The sequence below is a fragment of the Acinetobacter sp. Z1 genome (genome assembly GCF_024296945.1).
Lineage (GTDB): Bacteria > Pseudomonadota > Gammaproteobacteria > Pseudomonadales > Moraxellaceae > Acinetobacter > Acinetobacter beijerinckii.
In genome coordinates this window covers 485117-509000 of sequence record NZ_CP101115.1, presented here as the reverse complement: position 1 = coordinate 509000, position 23884 = coordinate 485117, and the positions used below count along the sequence as shown (strand labels likewise).

Below are 23884 nucleotides of genomic sequence, written 5' to 3'. Positions count from 1 at the left end.
AAACTATTTTTTATCCAAAGAAAATCTTATTAATAACCCATCATGATGAACTAAATATCGATAAAGTCAGTCGTTCTGACCTCATCAACAATCAGAGTCAAAGGGATATAATGCTTCATTTTAATGGATTAACACTGGCAAGTATTTTACTCAGCATCACGCAGTGCTGTTTTGCTCAAATGATTTCATGGAATGACAATATTCCAAGCGCTTTGCAACCATTTCAAAATAATCCACACATACTTGCAAATTATACGCAAAACAATATTTTCATTTATGGGCATCCTAGTGTTAAAACCGCAGTGCCAACCTTGAAAAATAACACTCAACCCAATGTGATTTTCACATCGGCCGCACTGATCGTACCTGTAAACGCCCAACAAGTTTCCAAAATACTGACTGATTTCGATCACTATGTTGGACTATTTCCAACACTTAAATCAGCAAAAAAACTCGAACAGTCTGAAAATATTGTACAAATGAAATATCGTGTCGCTATTCCAACACCAATTCCTGTACTTAATTTTAATGAAGATGTCACACTACAGCATCAAATTAAAGCCAATAGTATTTCCAGTTTGGTCATCGACTCCCCGATTCCTTATGGTGTTGGTAAGCTCGAATGGTTTGCTTTAGATGAACACCGAACCTTAATTACGTTGACACAATGGAGCGATTTGAATCAACCCAAAGGCTTTATCATTAAGAAAATTTTAAATGCGATTCCTGAAGTGAAATTGGGGATTCCGAGCAGTACCAATGCTTTTATAATGGAAGCCTTGAGAAACCGTTTTGTGAAACCGAATACAATTGCACTCGATCCAGGTCGAATCCCAACACTACAATTAAGCGAAATTCAACTCGCTAAAATAGTCCAACTGAGCCAAAACACTCAGCAACCTGTGAGCTATATTCATGCGCCCACCAGCATACTTTATACACATGGTCGAGAAAACATGCGGTTTTCCACGACTTATCAATTTTACAAACATCCACCGCAGCAATTACAAAAATGGCTGACCCCACAAAGTTATCAAGAATTATTTCCTCGGCAAATTAAAAAAATCGTAATGACACCACTCAAAAATAAAACTCAAGACACTGATATTAAAGTGAATGTTGGTTTAGGTGTTATTAACATTCCTTTTGACTTTAAGTTACGATTTAATTATCCAGAAACAAACGAAAATAATTTTTATGCAAACGGCGGCGATTTACGTTTTATCAAAGGTCAGATGTTTCTCAGCCCGCAAAATCAAGGCACTTTGTTTAAAATAACCACAACGGCGAAAATAGATGAAAAAGCACCCTTTTTATTAAGAGCAATGCGGAGCTTACCTTATCACGATGTCTTACCTTCTATAGGTGGCAACACGGTTTTTGTTCAAAAGATTAGAACAAAAATTTAAGACACAAAAAAACCGCATTTAAGCGGTTTTTTTCATTTTATCTTTCGATAAATCAAATTGGTGCGCTCAGAGAGATTCGAACTCCCGACCCCTTAGTTCGTAGCCAAGTGCTCTATCCAGCTGAGCTATGAGCGCTTATTTGATGGGGGCATTATACGCACTTTTATTGAATTGATAAGTTATTTTTAATAGATTAACAATCAAATGGTGATTGATTCACCACATTAAAGCTCAGTCTATTTTTAAAACTCGTTAATAAATCACATAAATATTTGATATAAAACATTTTTAACAAATATTTCTAGTGCCATGTATATTTATTTTCAAATGAATTACAAAACTTATAAACTTCTTTCAAGTATTTAGCTTTCGATTTAAAAAAATTTTTTTTAATTCACTGAAATGTTAGATTATATCTTTAAAAAAAATATTTAAGATTTTGCATAAATTTCTATTTTTCATCTAGTTTAAACTTCTTACTAATTTTTAAATTACGTTAATATTCAACAATTAAAATCATTCATTAACTTGTATTAAACAATATATACATGATGGGTTCGAATTGACAAAAAACCTATCACCTATAACATTAATAAGGATTAATGTGACATTGATCACAAAATAATCACATCACTTTAATAATTACTCAAAACAACACAACTCTTAAAAATATAGGTATCGTTATGCTTTTCAAAAGTCTTTTCTCGCCAATTAAAAGTATTACTTCAAATTTATTAGATAGTAATACATCAACATCAACAGTCGGTGGTTCAACTTTAGCTCCTCTTTCCCTGTCTTCTATAACAAACATTATTTCACCTACTACGGTTACAAATACAGTTACTAGCACTGTAAGTAGTGTCACAAGTGGTTCTCTAAGTCCAATCACAGGAATATTAGGGCTTGTAACAGGTAATAGCAGTCCACTATCTAGCGTAACCAATATTGTTAGTGGCATTACTGGCGGAACGGCGAATCCTTTAGATACTGTTACGGGTATTGTCGGTAGTATTACTGGCGGCGCTGGTGGAAATCCATTAGATATCGTCACTGGTATCGTAGGTGGCGTGACTGGTGGTACTGGTGGAAATCCGCTTGAAGCTGTAACCGATATTATCAGCGGTATCACAGGTGGTGCCGGCGGAAATCCACTTGATATCGTCACTGGCATTGTCGGTGGTGTTACTGGTGGCGCTGGAGGAAATCCACTTGAAGTCGTAACCGATATTATCGGTGGTGTAACTGGCGGTGCTGGCGGAAATCCGCTTGAAGTCGTTACCGACATTATCGGTGGCGTGACTGGCGGTGCTGGCGGAAATCCACTTGAGGTCGTAACAGACATCATTGGTGGTATTACTGGTGGTGCGGGCGGAAATCCACTCGAGGTCGTTACTGACATTGTCGGCGGTATCACTGGTGGCGCTGGCGGAAATCCTCTTGAAGTTGTAACAGACATCATTGGTGGCATTACTGGTGGTAATCTAGGAAATAATCCTGTTACTAACGTCATTCAAACAGGTATTGATGTACTACAAGGTGTTGAAAGTCTAAAAACAGATATTATCAATACAGGCATTAATACTGTAGCAGGCACTGTTATTGGACTTGTTCATCAATCTGAGCATCCAATTGGAGATTTAGCTAATCTCGGCACACTTACTTTCGAAACTTCTCGTGATACTGTAAACGGTACATTAGAAGTCATCTCTGATTTAGCAGGCGCTGATCTTAATGGTGCAATTGGCTCTGCAACAGGAGTCATTGGAACGCTTATTAATAATGGCACTACTGCATCTAACACCATCCAACACATTGTCGGTGATTTGACAGATATTGGTAGTGGCGGTCCTTTAGGTGCGATTACAGATCTTATTGGTGGCGTGACTGGTGGTACTGGCGGAAATCCGCTTGATATTGTCACGGGAATTGTCAGTGGTATTACTGGTGGCGCTGGTGGTAATCCACTTGAAATCGTAACTGATATTATCGGTGGTGTCACAGGTGGCGCTGGTGGTAATCCATTAGATATCGTCACAGGCATCGTAGGTGGAATTACTGGCGGTGCTGGTGGAAATCCATTAGATATCGTCACTGGCATTGTCGGTGGTATTACTGGCGGTGATCTAGGAAATAATCCTGTAACTGGCGTCATTCAAACGGGCATCGATGTACTTCAAGGTGTTGAAAGTCTAAAAACAGATATTATCAACACAGGTATTAATACAGTTGGGGGTACACTCAGTGGGATCTTACCTCAAGTTCACCCTATCGTTGACTTAACAAATCTCGGCACACTTACTTTCGAAACTTCTCGTGATACTGTAAACGGTACGCTTGAAGCCATCTCCGATTTAGCAGGAGCTGATTTTAATGGTGCAATTGGCTCTGCAACAGGAGTCATTGGAACGCTTATTAATAATGGCACTACTGCATCTAACACCATCCAACACATTTTTGGTGATTTGACAGATATTGGTAGTGGCGGACCTTTAGGTACGATTACAGATCTTATTGGTGGCGTGACTGGTGGTACTGGCGGAAATCCACTTGATATCGTCACTGGCATTGTCGGTGGTGTTACTGGTGGCGCTGGTGGAAATCCACTTGAAGTCGTAACTGATATTATCGGTGGCGTGACTGGCGGTGCTGGTGATAACCCACTTGAGGTCGTAACTGATATTATCGGTGGTGTCACAGGTGGCGCTGATGGTAATCCATTAGATATCGTCACAGGCATCGTAGGTGGAATTACTGGCGGTGCTGGTGGTAATCCACTCGAAGTCGTAACTGACATTATCGGTGGCGTAACTGGCGGTACTGGTGGAAATCCATTAGATATCGTCACAGGCATCGTAGGTGGTATTACTGGTGGTGATCTAGGAAATAATCCTGTTACTGGTGTCATTCAAACAGGTATTGATGTACTTCAAGGTGTTGAAAGTCTAAAAACAGATATTATCAACACAGGTATTAATACAGTAGGTGGCACGCTCAGTGGGATCTTACCTCAAGTTCACCCTATAGTTGACTTAACAAATCTCGGCACACTTACTTTCGAGACTTCTCGCGACACTGTAAACGGTACGCTTGAAGCCATCTCTGATTTAGCTGCTGCCGATCTGAGTGGCGTACTTGGATCTGCAACTGGCGTTATCGGTACGCTCATCAATAATGGTTCTACAGCCGCAGATATTCTTCAACATATTGCAAATGATTTTACAACAGCGAACCCATTGGATACTGTCACAGGTCTGATTGGTAGTATTACAGGTGGAGTTTCTGGCAGCCCGCTTGGCTCTATCGCTGATGTCATTAGCAATATTGGTAATGGGATTGATAGCGGCGATGTCATTTCAGGAATTGCTCAACCAATTCAAACTGTAATTGGCAGCGCTAATCTTGCAATTGATACTGTTCAGGACAATTTCTCTAGTCTAATCAGTGATAGTACATTTGAGGGTATTGATAGTCTTATTAACATCAATGCTGGAAACGGTGATTACAGTATCAGTGGTAGCGTAGATGGTATCTTAAACGCAATTACTGGCGCCGCAGTATCAGTTACAGGTATTGCAGTAGGTGAAACTAACCCGACGGGTGGTTCTCTCACTGATCTAATTTCTCTACCATCACAATTGACGAGCTTAACTGACAATCTATTTGGTTCAATCAATAACTTCTAACAATCAAGTGAATATATAAAGCCGCTGATATCAACGGCTTTATTTTTTAATTATTATCAAAAAAATCTGGGCACAAAAAAACCGCAACAAAGCGGTTTAATGTTTAAGTTGGTGCGCTCAGAGAGATTCGAACTCCCGACCCCTTAGTTCGTAGCCAAGTGCTCTATCCAGCTGAGCTATGAGCGCATTACTTATGTGCCTATTTCGGCATGTGTTACTTTTGCAATATTTACTTGGTGCGCTCAGAGAGATTCGAACTCCCGACCCCTTAGTTCGTAGCCAAGTGCTCTATCCAGCTGAGCTATGAGCGCATTAAGTAAAATGGCGGTGAGAGAGGGATTCGAACCCTCGGTACAGTTACCCGTACGCATCCTTAGCAGGGATGTGGTTTCAGCCACTCACCCATCTCACCGTAACACGAGCGCAATAATACAAACTAAAACCACATTACACAAGCAGTGTTCCTATTTTTTTCTCTTTTTTTAGTTCAATCAAATATTTTTTAATCAATTTCTGCTTTTTTTCATCATTTTATCGTTCAACGCTTGTTAATATAGCGTTCTCTTCTTTACTAAGATCAGTTTAGTAAACAGAATCTTGCAATCTTTGACGTGCAGTCAGAGTTTGAATGACTTATGCTAAACCAATCTGCCAGATGTGAAATGAAACGATATGACTACAAATTGGGTTGATCCCGAAGCTAAAGCAGAAGCGCAACGTTACGATAATCCTATTCCTAGCCGAACACTTATTTTAACTACATTAGAACAATTACAAACTGCACAATCACATGCAGAACTCGTTGATCATTTTAATATTCCAGATCAAAAAAGTATTGATGCCTTAAACCATCGCTTAAGCGCAATGGTGCGTGATGGTCAATTGATGAAGGATGGTTTTAAATACCAACCTGCAACTGATCTGCCAAGTCATGAAGCAACGGTTTATATTAATAGTAAAGGTCTTGGTACTGCCAATATTGCAGGTCAGGATGATTTACTCCTGCCTGAACGTGAACTCCGTTTAGTTTTCAATGGCGATCGAGTTAAAGTCCGTCAAACCTCTGTTGATCGTAAAGGTAAAGCATGGGGCTTTATAACTGAAGTGGTACAACGCCGCGTTAAACAAATTATTGGTAAAGTGGCTGAACATGAGGGTGAATACTTTATTCAACCAAGCAACCCCAATCAGCATCAACCCATCACCTTAGAAAAAGAATTAATCGAACACGCCAATGCCAAAGTAGGCGATATGCTCCGTGTTGCGATTGATGACTACCCGACCCGTGAAGAACTTGCAACAGGTCATATTGTTCAGTCTATGGCAGACAAAGCAGATACTGAAATCATTATTCCGCAAACCATTTTAGAATTTGGTTTGCCTTATGAGTTTCCAGAGGCTGTCATTAAAGAAGCTGAAAGCTTTAAAGAACCTTCGGAAAAAGATCTCAAAGGACGTGTGGATTTACGTGATCTTCCATTAGTCACCATTGATGGCGAAGATGCTCGTGACTTTGATGATGCAGTCTATGCAGAAAAACGCCCAGGCGGTGGCTACCGTGTCGTGGTTGCGATTGCAGATGTCAGCCATTATGTGCGTTTAGATTCTCCATTAAATGAAGAAGCGGAAGATCGCGGTACTTCAGTTTATTTCCCGCACTTTGTTTTGCCAATGCTGCCAGAGGCGTTGTCGAATGGCTTATGTTCTTTAAATCCACACGTTGACCGTTTATGTATGGTCTGTGATTTAAAACTTTCCCGTGCAGGTAAAGTGACAGGCTATGAATTCTATCCTGCGGTTATGCATTCAAAGGCGCGTTTAACCTATACCCAAGTGGGACAATATTTTGAGGGGACAACAGATGCAATCCCCGAAGATAAAACTATTCATAAATCATTGAATACGCTGTTCCAACTTTATCAAACACTGAAAGGCTTACGTGCTGAACGTCATGCAATGGAATTTGAAACCATTGAAACCTATATGACCTTTGATGAATTAGGTGGAATCAAAGAAATCTTGCCACGTTCGCGTAATGATGCGCATAAGCTGATTGAAGAATGCATGTTATTGGCAAACGTTGCAGCAGCTGAATATGCTCTAGAACATGATATTCCAATGCTTTATCGTGTGCATGAAGCACCAGAATTTTCACGAATTCAAAAAGTTCGTGATTTTGTAAAATTGCTCGGTCTACCATTCCCCGAACAACCAACTCAGGCTGATTATCAACGAGTGATTGAAGCGACCAAAGATCGTTTAGATGCGCCAAGTATTCATGCTGTGTTATTACGCTCTATGATGCAAGCTTACTATGGTGCGAAGAATTCTGGACATTACGGTTTAGCATATGAAGCCTATACTCACTTCACCTCACCAATTCGTCGTTACCCTGACCTATTGCTACACCGTGCAATTAAAGCGTATTTAGATAAAAAAGTTTACCCACTTTCTGGGGCTGCTTTAGATGATGCGGGTGAACATTTTTCTCAAACTGAACGTCGTGCCGATGAAGCGTCACGTAGCGTAACAACTTGGTTGAAATGCCACTATATGCAACAGCATTTAGGCGATGAGTTTGTCGGTATCATTAGTGCGGTAACAGAATTTGGTTTATTCGTGACCCTTAAAGACCTCTATGTAGATGGCATGATCCATGTCAGCCAATTGGGTGAAGACTATTTTGTCTATGATCAAGCAAGTCAGAGCTTAGTTGGACAAAATCGTGGACAGGCATTTAGCTTGGGCGATGAAGTGAAAATTCAGGTCGCTGGGGTCAACCTTGAAGAACGTAAAATCGATTTTAAACTCATTCAACAACTCACCCACCTCGGTCGTGCGATTCGTCAAAAAGCACCTCGTACTACAGCGCCTAACCGCTCTCAAACGACAGAAGAGATTTTTAGCAAAGCACCCGCTAAAGCGAAATTAAGTGAAGATGGTGAAAAGCCTGTGCGTAAGAAAAAGGACAAAAACAGTCCAAGTTCTTATACCAAGAAGCCTGCTAAAAAAGCTTCAGCAAAGCCTGAAAGTAAAGAAAAGGCAAAGAAAAAAGTGAAAAAGAAAAAGTCGAATGCGAAAGCAAAGAGTGAGTAACAGATAAAATATGGGGAGCTTCGGCTCTCCTATTTTTTTTATATAATGCATAGGGTCTGTTGACATTTGCTGTGCAAAAAAATAGCGAGAAGGTAAAATTCAATCGCCAAACCAAATTTACTCCTCGCTATGACTCGTACAATGCTGAATGATCAACACTGGTTAAAGCTGAAATCTATTGTCCACAATTTGGGGATCTACCTCAAACATAATCTTCGAAATTTTATTGAAGCCATTCTCTATAGAATTAGAACAGGTTGTCCTTGGCGAGATTTACCTGAATCTTTTGGTAAGTCCAACACCATATTTAAACGATTCACCAGGTGGTCTAAAGATAATAAGCTACTAAAAATATTTAAATTATTATCAAAACATGCTGATCTAGAATGGGTGTTTATTGATGCTAGCCATATTCGAGCACATCAACATGCTACAGGACTCAAGGATCAAGCTATTTCAAGAAGCATCGGTGGAAACAGTACTAAAATCCATTTAGCTGTGGATTCAAATGGGAACCCAATCCAATTTCTCATTCATGATGGCACCACCCATGATGTGAGTGTTGCACCTGCATTAGTCGATAGCATTGATTTAAAAGATACCGATGTGCTTTGTGCAGATAAAGGATATGACTCAGAATTATTGAGAGAGCAGATAGAAAAAACAGCGACTAAAGCAAATATTCCAAAGAAATCCAATACACGATCGAACAATGATTATATGGACTGGCACTTATATAAAATCAGGCACTTAGTGGAGAATACCTTTGCTAGACTCAAGCAATTTAGGGGAATTGCAACACGTTATGACAAGCTAAAGCGGAACTACGAAAATTCAGTTGCTTTAGTCTGTATATTTATTTGGCTACCGCTATGAAATGTCAACACACCCTAGTTAAATAATGTCAAAATACAAATAAAATCCTAATGCCTCATTATAAAATCACAAAATATTATTATCATTACTATGTGCTCGCTTGTTTATTCTTTTTAAGCATTAGTGCGGCTATTTATATATTTAAAGCTAACTTTTCACCTACATTAACAGTAAAGATTTTCGCCCTGGTAATTGCTGGCTTTTTCTATGTATTGCTCATACTTTACTTTCTCAATTTAAAAATGAATCAGGAATGGGTGATTCCACGACAATGGCGACGCGTGCAAACGCAACCTAAATTTTATGCCTTGGTTATTTTTCCTTTATTTATTATTCCTCTACTCTGGCTAAACTTAGCAGGTACAATTCCAATGTTATTGACCTATATGGTTGGACAGCCCAAAATCGTAGAAATATCAGCAACTGCCGTAAAAAAACGCTCCCGCAATACAGATTTTTATTCTTTCCAAACAGTTTATTCAGGAATCCCTATTTTTAGAATTACTTTGAATGAATATGAAGCGTATAAAAATCATCATCTCAAATTAAAGTTAAGTACTCGCCAAAGTCACTTCGGCACACATATTCTATCAATTGATGAAATTCAGATCACAACGCAAAACCTAACGAATAAATAATAAATCAACCTTGATTTATCAACCTTAAAGCCCTACATCTATAACTATGTTTAAAGATGAATATGGCAAAAATACAATGACACTACAGCAAGCGACTCTTCCCACTCCCCAGTTTGATCAAATCCAACTTACAGAATTAAAACAACAGATCGAACAAACGATTCAAAACGGTCAAAACTTCTTAAATCAACTCAGTGAAGTTCCTCAAAGTCCTGAAACCCAATTGGCAACTTTGGCGGAAGTCGATCAGCTTGAAAATAACATGAGTGAATCATGGGGAATTTTGTCACATCTAAATGCGGTCATGAACAATGCCGAAACCCGTGACGTCTATCAAGCCCTATTGCCAAGTTTAAGCGAATACTACACGCAGCTTGGACAGCACACGGCGTTGTATCAAACCTATCAGCACATTCATGATAGTTCTGTATTTCAAACGCTGAACGAAGCACAACAAAGTGCGATTAAACTCGCGCTACGTGATTTCAAATTGTCTGGCGTTGCACTCGAAGGCGAAGCCAAAAAACGTTATGCGGAAATCTCAGCACGTTTATCTCAACTATCTTCAGATTTCTCTAATCACGTGCTCGATGCAACTCAAGATTACTTCAAGCCATTAACTGAAGCACAACTCAAAGGTTTACCGCAAAGCAGTGTTGAATTATTAAAACAATACGGTCAACAACGTGAACTTGAACAAGCCGTAACCACGCTCGACTTCCCTGCATATTTTGCGATTATGACCTATGCTGATGATCGTGAATTAAGAGAAGAACTCTATAAGGCTTATGTCACTCGTGCCTCAGAACAGTCAGATAAAACTGAGTTCGATAATACACCTGTTATGGAAGAAATTCTAAGCCTACGCCAAGAAATGGCGCAACTGCTTGGCTTCAATAATTTTGCTGAATATTCACTTGCTAGCAAAATGGCACCTGATGTCGAAACTGTAGATAAATTCTTGGTTGATTTAGCAGAACATGCACGGACTCCAGCACTTGCTGAAATTGCAGAACTGAAAGCAATTGCACAACAAGATGGTATTAATGAACTCAAACCTTGGGATGCAACCTATTACTCTGAGAAGTTGAAACAGCAACAATTCAACTTATCCCAAGAGGCACTTAAACCATATTTCCCCGCACCAAAGGTTGTCGATGGTTTATTCAAGATCGTACAACGCCTTTACGATATTCAAATCATCGAACGTCAAGCGCCTGTTTGGCAAAATGATGTCCGTTATTTTGAAATTGAAGATCAAGGTCAAGTGGTTGGCGGCTTCTACTTCGACTTATATGCCCGCAATGGTAAACGTGGGGGTGCATGGATGAGTGGCTTCCGTTCTCGCGTGCAAACTGCGAACGGTCTACAAAAACCAATTTGCTATATGGTGTGTAACTTTACCCCACCGATTGGCGATCAACCTGCTCTACTGACCCATGATGAAGTGATTACACTATTCCATGAGTTTGGTCATGGCTTACATCATATGCTCACTGAAGTGGATAATATCTCGGTTGCAGGTACGCACGGCGTGGCTTGGGATGCTGTTGAATTACCAAGTCAGTTCATGGAGTTTTGGGCTTGGGATAATGAAAGTCTAGATGTACTCAGCGAGCACACTGAAACCAAACAAACCTTACCTCAAGAGTTGTTATCAGCTTTATTAAATGCGCGTTTCTTCCAGTCAGGTATGCAAACCTTGCGTCAGATTGAATTTGCTCTGTTTGACTTAACCATTCACCGCCAAGCGCCAGCCTTAAACAGTCAGCAAATCCAAGCCACACTGGATGATATTCGCGATAAATTTGCGGTTGTTCCTGCGGTACCTTATAACCGTTTCCAACACAGCTTCAGCCACATTTTTGCAGGTGGTTATGCTGCTGGTTATTACTCATATAAATGGGCAGAAGTTTTAGCCAGTGATGCCTTCGATCGTTTCGAAAACGAGGGTATTTTTAACACCGAGACTGGAAAAGAATTTAGAAAGTTTATTCTAGCAGTTGGCGGAAAAGATACAGCGCTTGATGCATTTCGCAATTTCCGAAAAAGAGAACCAAAAATAGATGCATTATTACGACATCAAGGTTGGACGAACACAGATAAAACCGCTTAAACTACGTCAATATTGTTCACAGGGTGTAATTAACTGACATGAAAAGACAGTTCATCGCGGGTGCCAAATGCCCAAAATGTGGCGCTTTAGATCGTGTAGTTAAGATCATCACTGTGGATGACGAGTGGATTGAATGTATCGAATGTGCTTATAGTGAGAAGCGCCCAACCCATGTGGAAGAGTCGCAATCTGCTGAGCCAGATGAAATTGGGGTCATACAATTCAAACCTCGTCATTTTGACTAGAAAGGTTAAAAGATGATGTCATCATATCAAAATGAAAACTCAAAATTATTATGGATGATTATTGGCGGGATCAGTGTGGTAGTCGTGCTGATTTTTTCGATACAGTGGTTTTTTTCTGAAAAGCATCAAGAGACATCTATAACCTCAATACAACCAGCAATTGAAAAAACGGTAACACCGTCTGTTACAGCAACCACGGAATATGCTGAAGTAACGAATGAAACACCTGCGCCTATTCAGCTGGTCGAAGAGTCTATTGTAAAAGACCCTATTCCTGCAAATGACACTTTAGCCAAAGAAGAAATTACAAAACTGGATGATATTCATCAGCAACTTAAAGATCAGCAACAAGATCTAAAGCAGCAACATACCGATGTTGATACCTTACTCAAGCTCAAAGAAGATCAAGTTAAATTGCTAGAAGCACAACTTGCTGCTCAGAATAAATCTTAGTTGGTAGCTTTAATTTCAATTAAAGCTACACTTTGAAATTAGATATTTCTTCAATGGATTAAATTAAAATATATTTAATCAGAACAGTAAATAGTATTTAAAAACACTTATATTTCTAGACTAAATTTGATCTAAAAACAAATATTGGCGGATTAAGTGCTTAATCTTTCTATGCATCTAAATCGACTTGAAAATTTAAAAGTATCTCTTTTTTATTCATACTCAATATATCTCTTATAATGAAATGATAAGCTGAACATCTATGACCAATACAGCTCTTATCCTTGTGGCAAGATTCCACTCAATATGAATATATTCGATAAAGATAAAAACCTTATTTTTGCAATAGGCTGTCTGACATTCTCTGCATTGTTGTTTTCTGTAATGGGTATTTGTATTCGCTATGCTTCTCATAGTGTAGATAATTTCACCATTGTTTTTTTCCGCAACCTTGTGGGTTTAGTTCTATTTTTACCTTTCATACTTAAACAAGGTATGAGCTTTGTTAAAACAGAAAAACTTTGGATGCATACATGGCGAAGTTTGATTGGGCTGGCTGCAATGTATGGTTTCTTTTATGCAATTGCCCATCTAAAACTATCAAATGCCATGGTATTTACCTACTCATCCCCGATTTTCATTCCGCTTATTGCATGGTTATTTTTAAAGGAAAAGATCACTAAAGTTATGCTTTACGCAGCAGGCTTAGGTTTTATTGGGGTATTTTGTGTCGCAAAACCTGATCAAGGCTTATTAAACTGGGTTTCAATGGTTGGCATTGCTTCAAGTTTATTTGCTTCAATGGCATTTGTAACCGTCAGAGCGCTTACTCAAACAGAACCACCTGAACGTATTGTATTTTATTTCTGTTTTATCGGATCACTGTTGTCTGTTATTCCTATGTTTTGGGTATGGCGTCCGTATCATTTACAAGAACTCTTCTTTTTGATTGCAGCTGGTGTACTTGCAAATATTAGCCAAATTTTTATGTCACATGCTTATCGACTTGCACCTGCTGGACAAATTGCCCCAGTCAACTACATGGCAATTATATTTGCAGGAATATGGGGGTTTTTGCTTTGGAATGAAACACCTGATTTCTACAGTTTAATTGGTTTTGTTTTTATATTACTGGCTATTGTGCTATGTAGTCCGATCATTCAAAAAAGAAGACACAAGTAACCGTTTCTATTGCACATAAAAAAAAGCACCCTCAGGTGCTTTTTTCGATCTCAAAAATTAATGTTTATACCAACCAAACATTTGGAAGACATAAGGCGCATATGTCACCAAGACTAATGATGTGAATAAAACAATGATAGGTAAAATCCAGCGTTCATAACGGAAGTAGAAACTTGTATATTTCTCTTTCGCTTCTTTATCGGCGGCGGTGACCTCTTCATCCCCGACGGAGAGTCGTGTCAATAAGTGGTTCAATGCAACTGGCGGCGTAACATAACCAAGCTCAAATGCAACCAACACCATCATCCAAAAGTGAATCGGATGTATACCATTCTCATAGGCAACTGGCGCAATTGTTGCTGCAACTAAAATTACAGCACCAAATGGATCAGTTGTCATACCAATAATTGCTAGCAGTAAAGCAATGAAGGCCAGAGAAATATAAATATTACCCAAGTGCGTTGGTAGTAATTCAACCACTTCAGCACGCTCGATTAAACCACCCACGCTTGCAGACAATGCCATCAACAAAATAAGTGCACCAATATGACCTACTGTTTCTGATGTTGCGAACCGTAATGCACCACCAAAGCCAAAACCTTTACTGCCATGTGGATCATGACTTTTCAAAAACTCAGACTTTTTCTCGTGTTCACGAACAATCTCTTCGTGCTTCGGATCAATCACAGGTGCCACTTTTGATGCAAACAATTTGTCAAAGCAAATCATTGCAATCAAGATCAATGGCAAAATCATTGGTGCAGTAAATTCGTTGATTGAAGTATCTAAAGCAAGCTTATAGAACATCACAACAGCGAAACCAATAATGATGTAAGGAATCACAGGCACACAGGCGCGCAACATGCCTGGCACAGCAATTTTCGGAGAATTTACACGGAATTTTTCTTCAGCAAGAATCAACGAAATACCAAGGAAAATAAATGCAGTTAACCAGAATACATACAGACCATGATCGAATAACTCTGTAGACGTGACGTGACGACTATCAAGCATCGAGATCAAGATGACCAGTAAGCATGGACGAATGACCACACCCAAAGAACCAGACATTGCTGATACTGCTAATGCGTATTGACGACGTGCACCAGAGTTCCAAACTTCCTTATAAATAATTGCACCTGCCGCTACAACGAAAATACCAGATGCACCCGTATAAGCCGTTGGAATCGCTGCTGCAATCAAAATTAACCAAGTTAAGGTTTCTGGCGCTAAGTTCCACGGACGCAAAATATTTAAGAATAAATCCATCACGCGTGTTTGAGTCAGCAACATACCTGCCCAAATAAACAATGCTAGATTTAAGAAGATTCCTGAGAATTCAACCAATATTCCTAAGTAAATCCCTTGCCCCATTGGATAATCCATGAAGAAGGTAAATGCGATCCCTGTCACGATTGACATGAATGCATATAGTGGAACACTCAACAAGGCTAGCCCAAAGTTTCCTTTAGGTTGTGCAGTCTTTGGTACGAAGAAAAATTGAAATACACTGATGATCGTCAAAGAAACAAAAAGTAAAATCCACAACCATGAAATCATCAAGGTTTTATCGGTTAACTCTACCCCTGAATTGAGTAAAGAACGATATTGGCTAACCACAGAATAGCTGAGTAAACCATTACCAATCACCATTAATGCTGAATAAACTCTAAAATCAATTCTACTTTTCGGCGCGCGCAAACCAATATGGTGATAACGCAAAGATGCAGTAATAGAAGCAAACAGCACCATAAATAACAGTAAAACAGTCTGGTTCTCTGAACCATACTTAAAGATACCGAAGAATGTGGTTTCTACTTGACGATAAGTACGAATACTTGGATGAGCTTCCAAATGTTTCATTGCCTTATCATAAAATTGATATTTTTCTTCACACTGCTGTTGTGCAGCTAACAATGAGGTACGCACATCAGATTCAGAGGCAGCACCAAACATACTTGCAAACTCATCCGCAGCATTGGCTTTCATCTGCGTTTGAACTTGCCCTTCAATGTCAGGATGACGGTCACAAGTAGGTTTTTCAGGTTCAGCACGTAAAAATGAATACTGCATTCCTGTGGTTTGATCACCATACAAACGCTCACCCATACGAAGCATTTGACCGTGAATCATCTCGCCTGTACCAATAAGCAGAGTCATTAGTAGCAATGCAAGAATAATGAATGTTGATATCCAATCATTCCAGATATAACCTAATCGGGCTAATCCAGACTTATTTTCTTGATCATTTTGCATGTCTTGTCCAGTTTATTGTTATCAACATCCATCCAAAGATGTTGAATCATGCGTTATCCATGGCTGATAGATAAATGAATTACCCTTTTCTGACCAATCCCTTTTAAACCGTTTAAATTTGCAACAAAGTTTTATTAAAGAAAATGACTACAATTACTTTATTGTTGGTTTTTATTATCAATACATATGTACTAAATAATATAAAATAAATTTCATAAAATTAAACTCAATAAAGACTATATTAAAGATAAACAGTTAACCAAGAAATTATTTTTAAATACATATTAACATTTAATATCAAATACTTAACAACAAAACCCAATTAACCACAAGAATCCAACTACGAATTAATTAAATGAAAAATCATGAAACTTATATTATAAATAACTTTATATAATAATATTAAAATCTTAAAACAACCTTAAAATGTAATATTAAAAAAGCACCCGAAGGTGCTTTTTTAATATTACTTATAATTAACTATACCAACCAAACATTTTGAAGTAGTAAGGTACGTAAGCAATAATCAGAATAGCTGGTACCATAACCAGTAAAGGTAAAATCCAGCGCTCATAACGATAGTAGAAAGATAAATGTCTAACTTCAGCGTCTGCTTCAGCAACTTCTGCATCACCAATCGCCTGACGTGCTAATAAGTGATTGAGAGCTACCGGTGGTGTCACATAACCTAACTCAAAACCAATTAATGCAATCATCCAGAAGTGAATAGGATCAATGCCGTACTGATATGCAACTGGTGCGACTGTCGCAGTAATGAGAATTACTGCTCCAAATGGATCCATGATCATACCAACAAAAATCATTAAGAATACAATCAATGTAATCACAACAACGATATTATTAATATCTTGCGGGAAGGCTTCCATGATATGAATCTGCTCGAGGAAACCACCAACACTCACTGAAAGTGCCATCAGAATTACAAGCGCACCAATATGACCTACTGTTTCACTTGTAGATGCGTGTAACGCCTTTCCAAATGAGATATTACGTTCTGGTTTGCGTGGATCATCTTCTGGATTGATTCTCGGTGCAGGTTGAGTACCATCCGCAGGTAATGTATAGCTATTTAAAGTACTGTCCCAATGACCAACAGGTGCAAGCGGTGCAGGTTCTTTACGCAACTTATCAAACAATACCATCATCAATAAAATCACAGGCATCATCACTGGTGCTGTAAATTCATTTAAATCTGTTGATAAAGCATGTTTATAGAATAACCAGATCAAAACAAAGATCACGATATACGGTGATACAGGTACAAATGCACGTAATGATTTTGGCAGTGCAATCTTTGGCGGTGCAATTCTAAATTTCTGCTCTGCAAAAATTAAAGCAATAATTAAAAATAAAGTAGATGTAAGTAAGAAGGTGTACATACCGTATTTATAAAGCAGATCGGTTGTAACCTCTTTGTTCAACGAAGCAACTACAACGATCAATAAACACGGACGTAAAACCACACCCATTGAACCCGATAGTGCTGTTGCAGCGAGTGCAAATTGACGACGTCCACCCGCATTCCACACTTCTTTATAAATAATTGCGCCCGCAGCAATAACGAAAATACCAGAGGCACCAGTGTATGCTGTTGGTAATGCCGCAGCGATTAGAATTAACCACGTTAACGTTTCAGGAGCCAAATTCCATGGACGCAAGATATTCAAGAATAAATCAACAATACGTGTTTGCTTGAGCAACATACCAGCCCAAATAAACAATGCAAGATTCAAGAAAATATTCGAGAACTCAACCAACTGACCAAGATAAATACCTTGACCCATCGGATAATCCATGAAGAAAGTAAATGCAACCCCTGTGATAATTGCCATATAAGCATATAGAGGAACGCTGAGGAAGGCTAAGCCTACATTTCCACCTTCACGTGTTGGAGCTGGTGGTTTAATTAATTGGAATAAACTAATTAATGTCAGAACCGCAAACAAAATCATCCATAACCAATAAATTACAGTCATTTCAGGTGTAATCGGAACACCAGAATTGAGTACAGATTTATATTGGCTAATGACAGAAGATGTCAACAACGCATTACCTAATAACATCGCAATGTTATAAACACGAAAATCGGTCTTGGTTGCTGGGCTACGTAAACCAATGTGATGAGCTTTCAATGTCGCACTGATGGCAGCAAATACAACCATAATCACAAGGAATAAAGCACGATTCTCCGTACCAAATTTAAAGATGCCAAAGAAGCTCGTTTCTATTTGTCGATAGGTACGAATACTCGGATTGGCTTCGATATGTTTCATCGCCTTATCGTAGAATTGGTATTTCTCATCACATTGTTGCTGAGCCGCTAGCAATGAAGTTCGAACATCTGCCTCAGAAGCTACACCAAACATACTTGCAAATTCATCGGCAGCATTGATTTTCATCTGCTCTTGAACTTGTGCATCTATATTTGGATTCCTGTCACAGGTCGGCTTTTCAGGTTCAGCACGCAGAAATGAATACTGCATTCCTGTATCAGGATCACCATACAGGCTCTCCCCCATACGCAATAATTGACCATGAATCATCTCACCTGTACCAATAACGAGCGTCATTAATAGTAAAACAAGAATAACAAAGGTCGATATCCACTCAGTCCAGATATGACTCAGTAGACCTAGTCCAGACTTTTTCTCTTGATCATTTTGCATGTCTATTCCAGTTTTTGTTATCAACATCCATCCAAAGATGTTGAATCATGCTATTTAAATGGTCGATAGATAAATGACTTACCCTCTTCGTAACCAATCCCTTTTAAACCGCTTAAAGTTGCAGCAAACTTTATCAAAGAATGACCACAATCACATTTATACTGTTTTTCTTAGTTTCCAAGTCTTAAATCGTTTTAATACCAAATATCCTAATCCGCACAACACACCTCCAATTGCACCAATCAAATGAGCTTCGGTTAATACAGGACTGCCAATCAATTGCGCAGTTCCTGTTTGCCCAAAGGTATTTTCCCAAGCCAGTTTCACGGCTATTAAGCTGAGAACCAAGATTGCAAACTTACGCTCATTTTTATACTTCAAATAAACCAAACCGACTGCGGTATATAAACCATGTAATACCCCCGATAGTCCTGCATAAGCATCAATATATGGAAGATAAAAATAGAATATCAGACTGATAAATGGCGGTAAGATAAATAAGAGCGCCCATAAATGCCAATTACGAACATGAGGAAAAATAAAGGGCAAACATGCAAATGCCATCATGTTCAACAGAAAGTGAACCCAACCGACATGAACCCAATGTGCTGTCCACAATCTCCAAAATTCGCCAAGCAGATTAGGTCGCCAATAAATGAAATGATCAGCAAATACTTGCAAACACGCTGATATTGAAACGCATATAGCGATCAAAATGACTTTCCGTATCCATACTTGATCTTTCATTTATTTACACCTCATAAAAACAGACCTCTCACCAATTTAAATGTTTCATCGGTAAAAGGTCGTTTAATTCAGGTTACTCGGCTGGAACTTCTTCAGTTGCTGGCGCTGATGCACCATCACCACCACCATCGAATAATTCATCCAGTTCCGTTGAGCTTTCTTGTTTGTCATCCCAGAAAGACGTTAAACCTTCATCGCCTGCGCGAACACCAGTATTTTCAGTCCAATAACGATCTGCAATACCACGTACCATGAGACCAGCCATCTGATCGATCAATCTAAACTGAGGATTTGCTGGTTTATCTTCACCTGTAGCAGCAGCATATGAGCGGAATGCATCACGAAGTTTTGCATCATCTCCACTTGCTTGAGCTGCAACGGCATATAAAGCATGAGACAGACGCACACCTTTTTTCTCACCAATTTGCATTGACTGTTTCATGGTCGCATATGGTTCTGGCTTACCATCTCCTGCACCTGGTAATAAGGTCCAGATTACAGCGCGCGTTGCCATTGGCGCGCCCCAGAATTTTTCATTGTCTAAACAAGCCATACCTCGTTCAACAATACCTGCAATATCTTTTGGAACGTTGATTGCACCACCTGAGTTAATGTCATTGGTCATCGCCTGTAAACCACTCACCATACCGAGCAGATAAACAGTTTGATCCAAGTCATTGCGCATGGTTGGGCATGAATCACCTAATTTATATTTATATTTTGCTTCCCAACGATCTCTAAATAGTTGATAACCAGCATATTGGCGTTGAGCGGCAATACCAGCCCAACGTTTTTGCTCAATGCGAGCATCTTGCGCTTCAGTCACCTGCCCAGCTTTTGATGCTCGTAAATAACGTAATTCAGCTTCTAAAGCCTGATTTTCAGCACAAATCCCCGCAGACGTATAAAGCAATACTGCCATGCGCGTCGGATCAGCACCCATATCTTTTGTTGCCATAATCGCAGGAGTTAAAGCATTTCCTGAATTACAAACCATTTCAGCATCATCCATCGCTAAAATTGGTGGCACAATATGATTTTCACTGAAGCCTAATGCAACATTTGCACCTGTTTTAATGACGTATGAACACCCAGATAACATTGATGTTGTAAGTAACGCAACCGCCACACCCTGTCCAATTCTATGGAGTTTAGACATTCTTCCTGTCCTCTAATTAATTTGTTTTTCCTTTTAGATGTACCTTATCAGATGCAATACGTGAATTAAAGAGTAATTGCTCTAATTTAAGATGGACATTTTGACACAATTCACAAATAGGCGAATTGACAGAGAATTGAAAATACACAAATTTCAGGCAAAAAAAAGTAGCATTGCGACGGTTCAGCACATGCTACTTATTAACTGGTAAAAACTTAAAACTCTTTATCTTTTAGTTTTGTTGAAAATAATCCTTTAGTAATGTTCCAGCTCTTCCTACAACAATCGCCATAACGACTGCAATTACTAGAAACATCCACATTGAAATCTCCATAGAGACCTCCTACACTTTGCGTATCCACTTTTGGTGAATACTAGATTGGCGTTCATCATCATTATTCACTGGGAGTGTGTATATTGATGACACTTTCAATCTCTTTCTCTTGGTCACTACAACTTTATGTTGATGTGATTCAAGAAGTTCCCTGAGTAAAGTTCCTGCTCTTCCTACAACAATTGCAAAAATGATTGCAATCACCAGAAACGACCATGTTGGAATTTCCATCTTAGGACCTCCACCACACTTTACGTTGGTGTTTGTACTTTAGCGAAAACGCATCCAAGTTGATTGCCATATTGTCTGACAATCATGATTTTCACGATTTTTTAGAGTATTTAATCTAACAATTGAGATAAAAACTTTACTATTAATTATTAAGAATATGAAAAATATTAATTTTTAATTTTTACACAGATGTAGAATTGTCTGACAATCAAATCAGTTTTGCCAGTAATTTTAGATTTTTCCATTGCAAATATGACAATTGATCCCACCAAATGATGTAAGTTTTGCAACTCGAGTCAGCAATATGAATTGAAACATAAGCTTTATGGTCAATTATTTTAGTAATCTTCAAACGTTGAATTGCTAAATTCTTATCTGAAAATTCAAACGACCAGATGTGTTGATCTAAATATTCAAAACGAATGATGGATGGCTGCTTGGATAGCTTAAACCATGCGAAAGCCATGATTCCGAGACTTAACAACCACAACATCATATGGAGTAATTGATAGCTTAGAATTGAAATAGTAAGAAATACAAAAAGCTGCAATACAATCGAAAAACGGCTGTATTGCAGCTCGAAAAGACGACTAGCCATGGACATAATGTTTTAGTTTTAAAATAAAATCTTTTAATTCATTTCGCGGTGGTTCACCGACTTCCATAAACCAATCAAGCAAATCAGGATCTTCTTGCTCAACCAATTCAGCAAACAAAGCTTTTTCTGCTTGATCAGCGGTTAAATAGTGATTCTTCACATAAGGATCAAAATACACATCAATTTCTTTTAAACCACGACGTGCGCGATAAATTACTTTACGTTCTTCAAGAGTCATTTCATCAGACATTATGTGTTCCGCTATGCAACAGTTTCCCACATAGTGTACCCGATCCCCTGTTAAGTTCGCAGAGATTTTTCCAAGGTGACCAAATACATCAAGTAAATTGAGCATTGATCACATTGTCCAATATTTTCGATTTCTTGTATCTTGACCATGATCATCTCAAATCTATCGATTAAGGAAAAAATAACAAATGCAATCAGGTGCAATTCGTCCAATTCCAAATATGTTAGCACGAAAATTATTTACTTCTGACCATGAAGCATTTCGTGAAACTGTTCGTAAATTTTATGAAAAAGAAGTTGTTCCAAATATTGAAAAATATGAAAAACAACAACATGTTGATCGCGATTTATGGAATAAGGCAGGTGCACTTGGTTTGCTTTGTACCACGATGCCTGAAGAGTACGGTGGTTCAGGTGTCGATCGCCTATACAGCATGATCTTAATTGAAGAACAAGCTTATGCAATGGATTCAAGCACAGGCTTTTCACTACACTCAGATATCGTTGCAAATTATATCAATAACTTTGGTAATGAAGAGCAAAAACAAAAATGGTTGCCCAAAATGGCATCAGGCGAGGCTGTAACTGCAATTGCAATGACTGAACCTGGCACAGGTTCTGATTTACAAGCCGTTCGCACCACAGCCGTACTGGATGGCGATGAATATGTGATTAATGGCTCAAAAATCTTTATTACCAATGGTTACCTGTGCGATATGGCAATTGTTGTCTGTAAAACAGGTAATAATGAAAAAGGCTCAGCAAACTTATCTTTAATTATCGTAGAAGCTGATCGTGCTGGTTTTAGCAAAGGAAAACCTTTAAATAAAATTGGGATGAAAGGTCAGGACACTTGTGAGTTGTTCTTTGATAATGTTCGTGTACCAAAAGAAAATTTATTGGGCATGGAAGGCATGGGCTTCATCATGCTCATGAAAGAACTTGCATGGGAACGTATGTTAGTAGCAATTATATGCCAAGCAGGTGCTGAAGCCGCGTTTGCTCATACTGTTCAATACACCAAAGATCGTAAAGCTTTTGGTAAATCTATTAGTACATTCCAAAATACACGTTTCAAACTTGCAGAGTTGCGTACAGAAATTGATTTCTGCCGTACCTATTTGGATCGTTGTATGGAGTTGCAATTAGAAGAAAATTTAGGTGTAGATGCTGCTGCCGCTGCAAAATACAAAATCTCTGATATGTTCTCTAAAGTTGTAGATGATTGTTTACAATTACATGGTGGTTACGGCTATATGCTTGAGTACCCAATCGCTCGCGCATATATCGATAATCGTGCAAATCGTATTTATGCGGGCACCAATGAGATCATGAAAGAATTGATCTCTCGTACACTTTAATCGCTTTAAATGAAGGATAGGGATTCTCGCCCTATCCTTTTTATTTTTTAATTTTTCTTTTCAACAGCTGGTACAGCTTGTGGGTTCATTCTAGCAATCAACTGTTTAACTGTTGGATTCTCAATATATTGCTGCATTGTTGTATTTAAAGCAGTGCGCGCATTTTGTGTGGTGAAATGTGCCACCTCGCTTCCCACATCACTTGCTTTCTTAGCCCACGCCTTTCCTTCAGTGGATTGATAAAATGCTAAAGCGGCTTGTAATTCTTTTTGGCTGAAGCTTTCAACATAGCGCTGTACAATAAATTGTTTACGCTGCTCGCTATTTAGGTTTTTACTTAAATCTATATAAAAACTCTCTGGTAGGTCTTTTGGCAAACGCATCTTAATTTGTTCTAAAATCATCTTATCTGTATTCTGTAGACCTTGCTCAGTACCATCTACAGAAACTAGTTTTTGTGCGATCTGTTCTTTTTGTTTCATATCATCAGCAAATGCAAGCTGACTTAATAATAATGTCCCCAAAATCAATACTTTTTTCATTGATCAATCCTTCGTTTTAAAT

18 protein-coding genes and 4 tRNA genes are annotated in these 23884 nt (G+C 38.7%); 10 read left to right on the top strand and 12 right to left on the bottom strand.

Annotation, left to right across the window (positions count from 1 at the left end; genetic code table 11):
- Positions 1-110: 110 nt before the first annotated feature.
- Positions 111-1409 (top strand): SRPBCC family protein, encoded by a 1299-nt coding sequence (locus tag NGC85_RS02430; RefSeq protein ID WP_254804717.1) that lies wholly within the window; start codon positions 111-113, stop codon positions 1407-1409.
- Between the two features lie 58 nt (positions 1410-1467).
- Here the strand turns inward: NGC85_RS02430 and NGC85_RS02425 are convergent.
- A tRNA-Arg gene (locus tag NGC85_RS02425) sits at positions 1468-1544 on the bottom strand.
- A gap of 548 nt (positions 1545-2092) precedes the next feature.
- Here NGC85_RS02425 and NGC85_RS02420 point away from each other — a divergent pair.
- On the top strand, positions 2093-5092 hold the full coding sequence (locus NGC85_RS02420) for a hypothetical protein (protein ID WP_254804716.1): 3000 nt from the start codon (positions 2093-2095) through the stop codon (positions 5090-5092).
- 109 nt (positions 5093-5201) lie between these two features.
- Here the strand turns inward: NGC85_RS02420 and NGC85_RS02415 are convergent.
- The 3 genes from NGC85_RS02415 to NGC85_RS02405 form a co-directional block, all read right to left on the bottom strand.
- Positions 5202-5278 (bottom strand) — tRNA-Arg (locus tag NGC85_RS02415).
- Between the two features lie 48 nt (positions 5279-5326).
- A tRNA-Arg gene (locus tag NGC85_RS02410) sits at positions 5327-5403 on the bottom strand.
- Between the two features lie 11 nt (positions 5404-5414).
- A tRNA-Ser gene (locus tag NGC85_RS02405) sits at positions 5415-5504 on the bottom strand.
- 260 nt (positions 5505-5764) lie between these two features.
- On the opposite strand from NGC85_RS02405, the gene rnr reads away from it, so the two are divergent.
- The 7 genes from rnr to NGC85_RS02370 all read left to right on the top strand — a co-directional run bounded on the left by rnr (position 5765) and on the right by NGC85_RS02370 (position 13698).
- On the top strand, positions 5765-8188 hold the full coding sequence (gene rnr, locus NGC85_RS02400; RefSeq protein WP_254804715.1) for a ribonuclease R: 2424 nt from the start codon (positions 5765-5767) through the stop codon (positions 8186-8188).
- 129 nt (positions 8189-8317) lie between these two features.
- The gene (locus NGC85_RS02395) at positions 8318-9064 is read left to right on the top strand and encodes an IS5 family transposase (RefSeq protein WP_254731670.1); all 747 of its coding nucleotides are present in this window, start codon (positions 8318-8320) and stop codon (positions 9062-9064) included.
- Between the two features lie 50 nt (positions 9065-9114).
- Positions 9115-9702: a hypothetical protein gene (locus NGC85_RS02390; protein ID WP_254804714.1), complete on the top strand. Its 588-nt coding sequence runs from the start codon at positions 9115-9117 to the stop codon at positions 9700-9702.
- A gap of 76 nt (positions 9703-9778) precedes the next feature.
- The gene (locus NGC85_RS02385) at positions 9779-11818 is read left to right on the top strand and encodes a M3 family metallopeptidase (protein ID WP_254804713.1); all 2040 of its coding nucleotides are present in this window, start codon (positions 9779-9781) and stop codon (positions 11816-11818) included.
- Between the two features lie 38 nt (positions 11819-11856).
- Positions 11857-12063: a YheV family putative metal-binding protein gene (locus NGC85_RS02380; protein WP_005051993.1), complete on the top strand. Its 207-nt coding sequence runs from the start codon at positions 11857-11859 to the stop codon at positions 12061-12063.
- 15 nt (positions 12064-12078) lie between these two features.
- Positions 12079-12516 carry a hypothetical protein gene (locus tag NGC85_RS02375; protein ID WP_254805532.1) on the top strand — a complete coding sequence of 146 codons (438 nt, stop codon included), beginning with the start codon at positions 12079-12081 and terminating at the stop codon, positions 12514-12516.
- A gap of 306 nt (positions 12517-12822) precedes the next feature.
- Positions 12823-13698 (top strand): DMT family transporter, encoded by an 876-nt coding sequence (locus tag NGC85_RS02370; RefSeq protein ID WP_254804712.1) that lies wholly within the window; start codon positions 12823-12825, stop codon positions 13696-13698.
- Positions 13699-13755: 57 nt separating this feature from the next.
- On the opposite strand, the gene NGC85_RS02365 is transcribed toward NGC85_RS02370, so the two are convergent.
- From NGC85_RS02365 to NGC85_RS02335, 7 genes are all read right to left on the bottom strand, one after another.
- Positions 13756-15954 (bottom strand): TRAP transporter large permease subunit, encoded by a 2199-nt coding sequence (locus tag NGC85_RS02365; protein ID WP_254804711.1) that lies wholly within the window; start codon positions 15952-15954, stop codon positions 13756-13758.
- Positions 15955-16430: 476 nt separating this feature from the next.
- Positions 16431-18641, bottom strand: a complete 2211-nt coding sequence (locus tag NGC85_RS02360; RefSeq protein ID WP_254804710.1) for a TRAP transporter large permease subunit — start codon at positions 18639-18641, stop codon at positions 16431-16433.
- A gap of 156 nt (positions 18642-18797) precedes the next feature.
- Positions 18798-19388, bottom strand: a complete 591-nt coding sequence (gene rrtA, locus NGC85_RS02355) for a rhombosortase (protein ID WP_005059696.1) — start codon at positions 19386-19388, stop codon at positions 18798-18800.
- A 73-nt stretch (positions 19389-19461) separates the two neighbouring features.
- Positions 19462-20547, bottom strand: coding sequence for a hypothetical protein (locus NGC85_RS02350; RefSeq protein ID WP_005059697.1), 1086 nt, complete (start codon positions 20545-20547; stop codon positions 19462-19464).
- 343 nt (positions 20548-20890) lie between these two features.
- Positions 20891-21112, bottom strand: coding sequence for a hypothetical protein (locus NGC85_RS02345; protein WP_005059699.1), 222 nt, complete (start codon positions 21110-21112; stop codon positions 20891-20893).
- Positions 21113-21320: 208 nt separating this feature from the next.
- Positions 21321-21716 carry a hypothetical protein gene (locus NGC85_RS02340; RefSeq protein WP_254804709.1) on the bottom strand — a complete coding sequence of 132 codons (396 nt, stop codon included), beginning with the start codon at positions 21714-21716 and terminating at the stop codon, positions 21321-21323.
- Entirely contained in the window at positions 21703-21960 is a 258-nt protein-coding gene (locus tag NGC85_RS02335) for a succinate dehydrogenase assembly factor 2 (protein ID WP_034710568.1), read from the bottom strand. Before NGC85_RS02335 ends, NGC85_RS02340 begins: the two co-directional genes overlap by 14 nt.
- A 187-nt stretch (positions 21961-22147) precedes the next feature.
- Here NGC85_RS02335 and NGC85_RS02330 point away from each other — a divergent pair, with 187 nt between their 5' ends.
- Positions 22148-23320, top strand: a complete 1173-nt coding sequence (locus NGC85_RS02330) for an acyl-CoA dehydrogenase family protein (protein ID WP_005059702.1) — start codon at positions 22148-22150, stop codon at positions 23318-23320.
- 47 nt (positions 23321-23367) lie between these two features.
- Here NGC85_RS02330 and NGC85_RS02325 read toward each other — a convergent pair whose 3' ends face one another.
- Positions 23368-23862, bottom strand: a complete 495-nt coding sequence (locus NGC85_RS02325; protein ID WP_254804708.1) for a DUF2059 domain-containing protein — start codon at positions 23860-23862, stop codon at positions 23368-23370.
- Positions 23863-23884 lie beyond the last annotated feature (22 nt).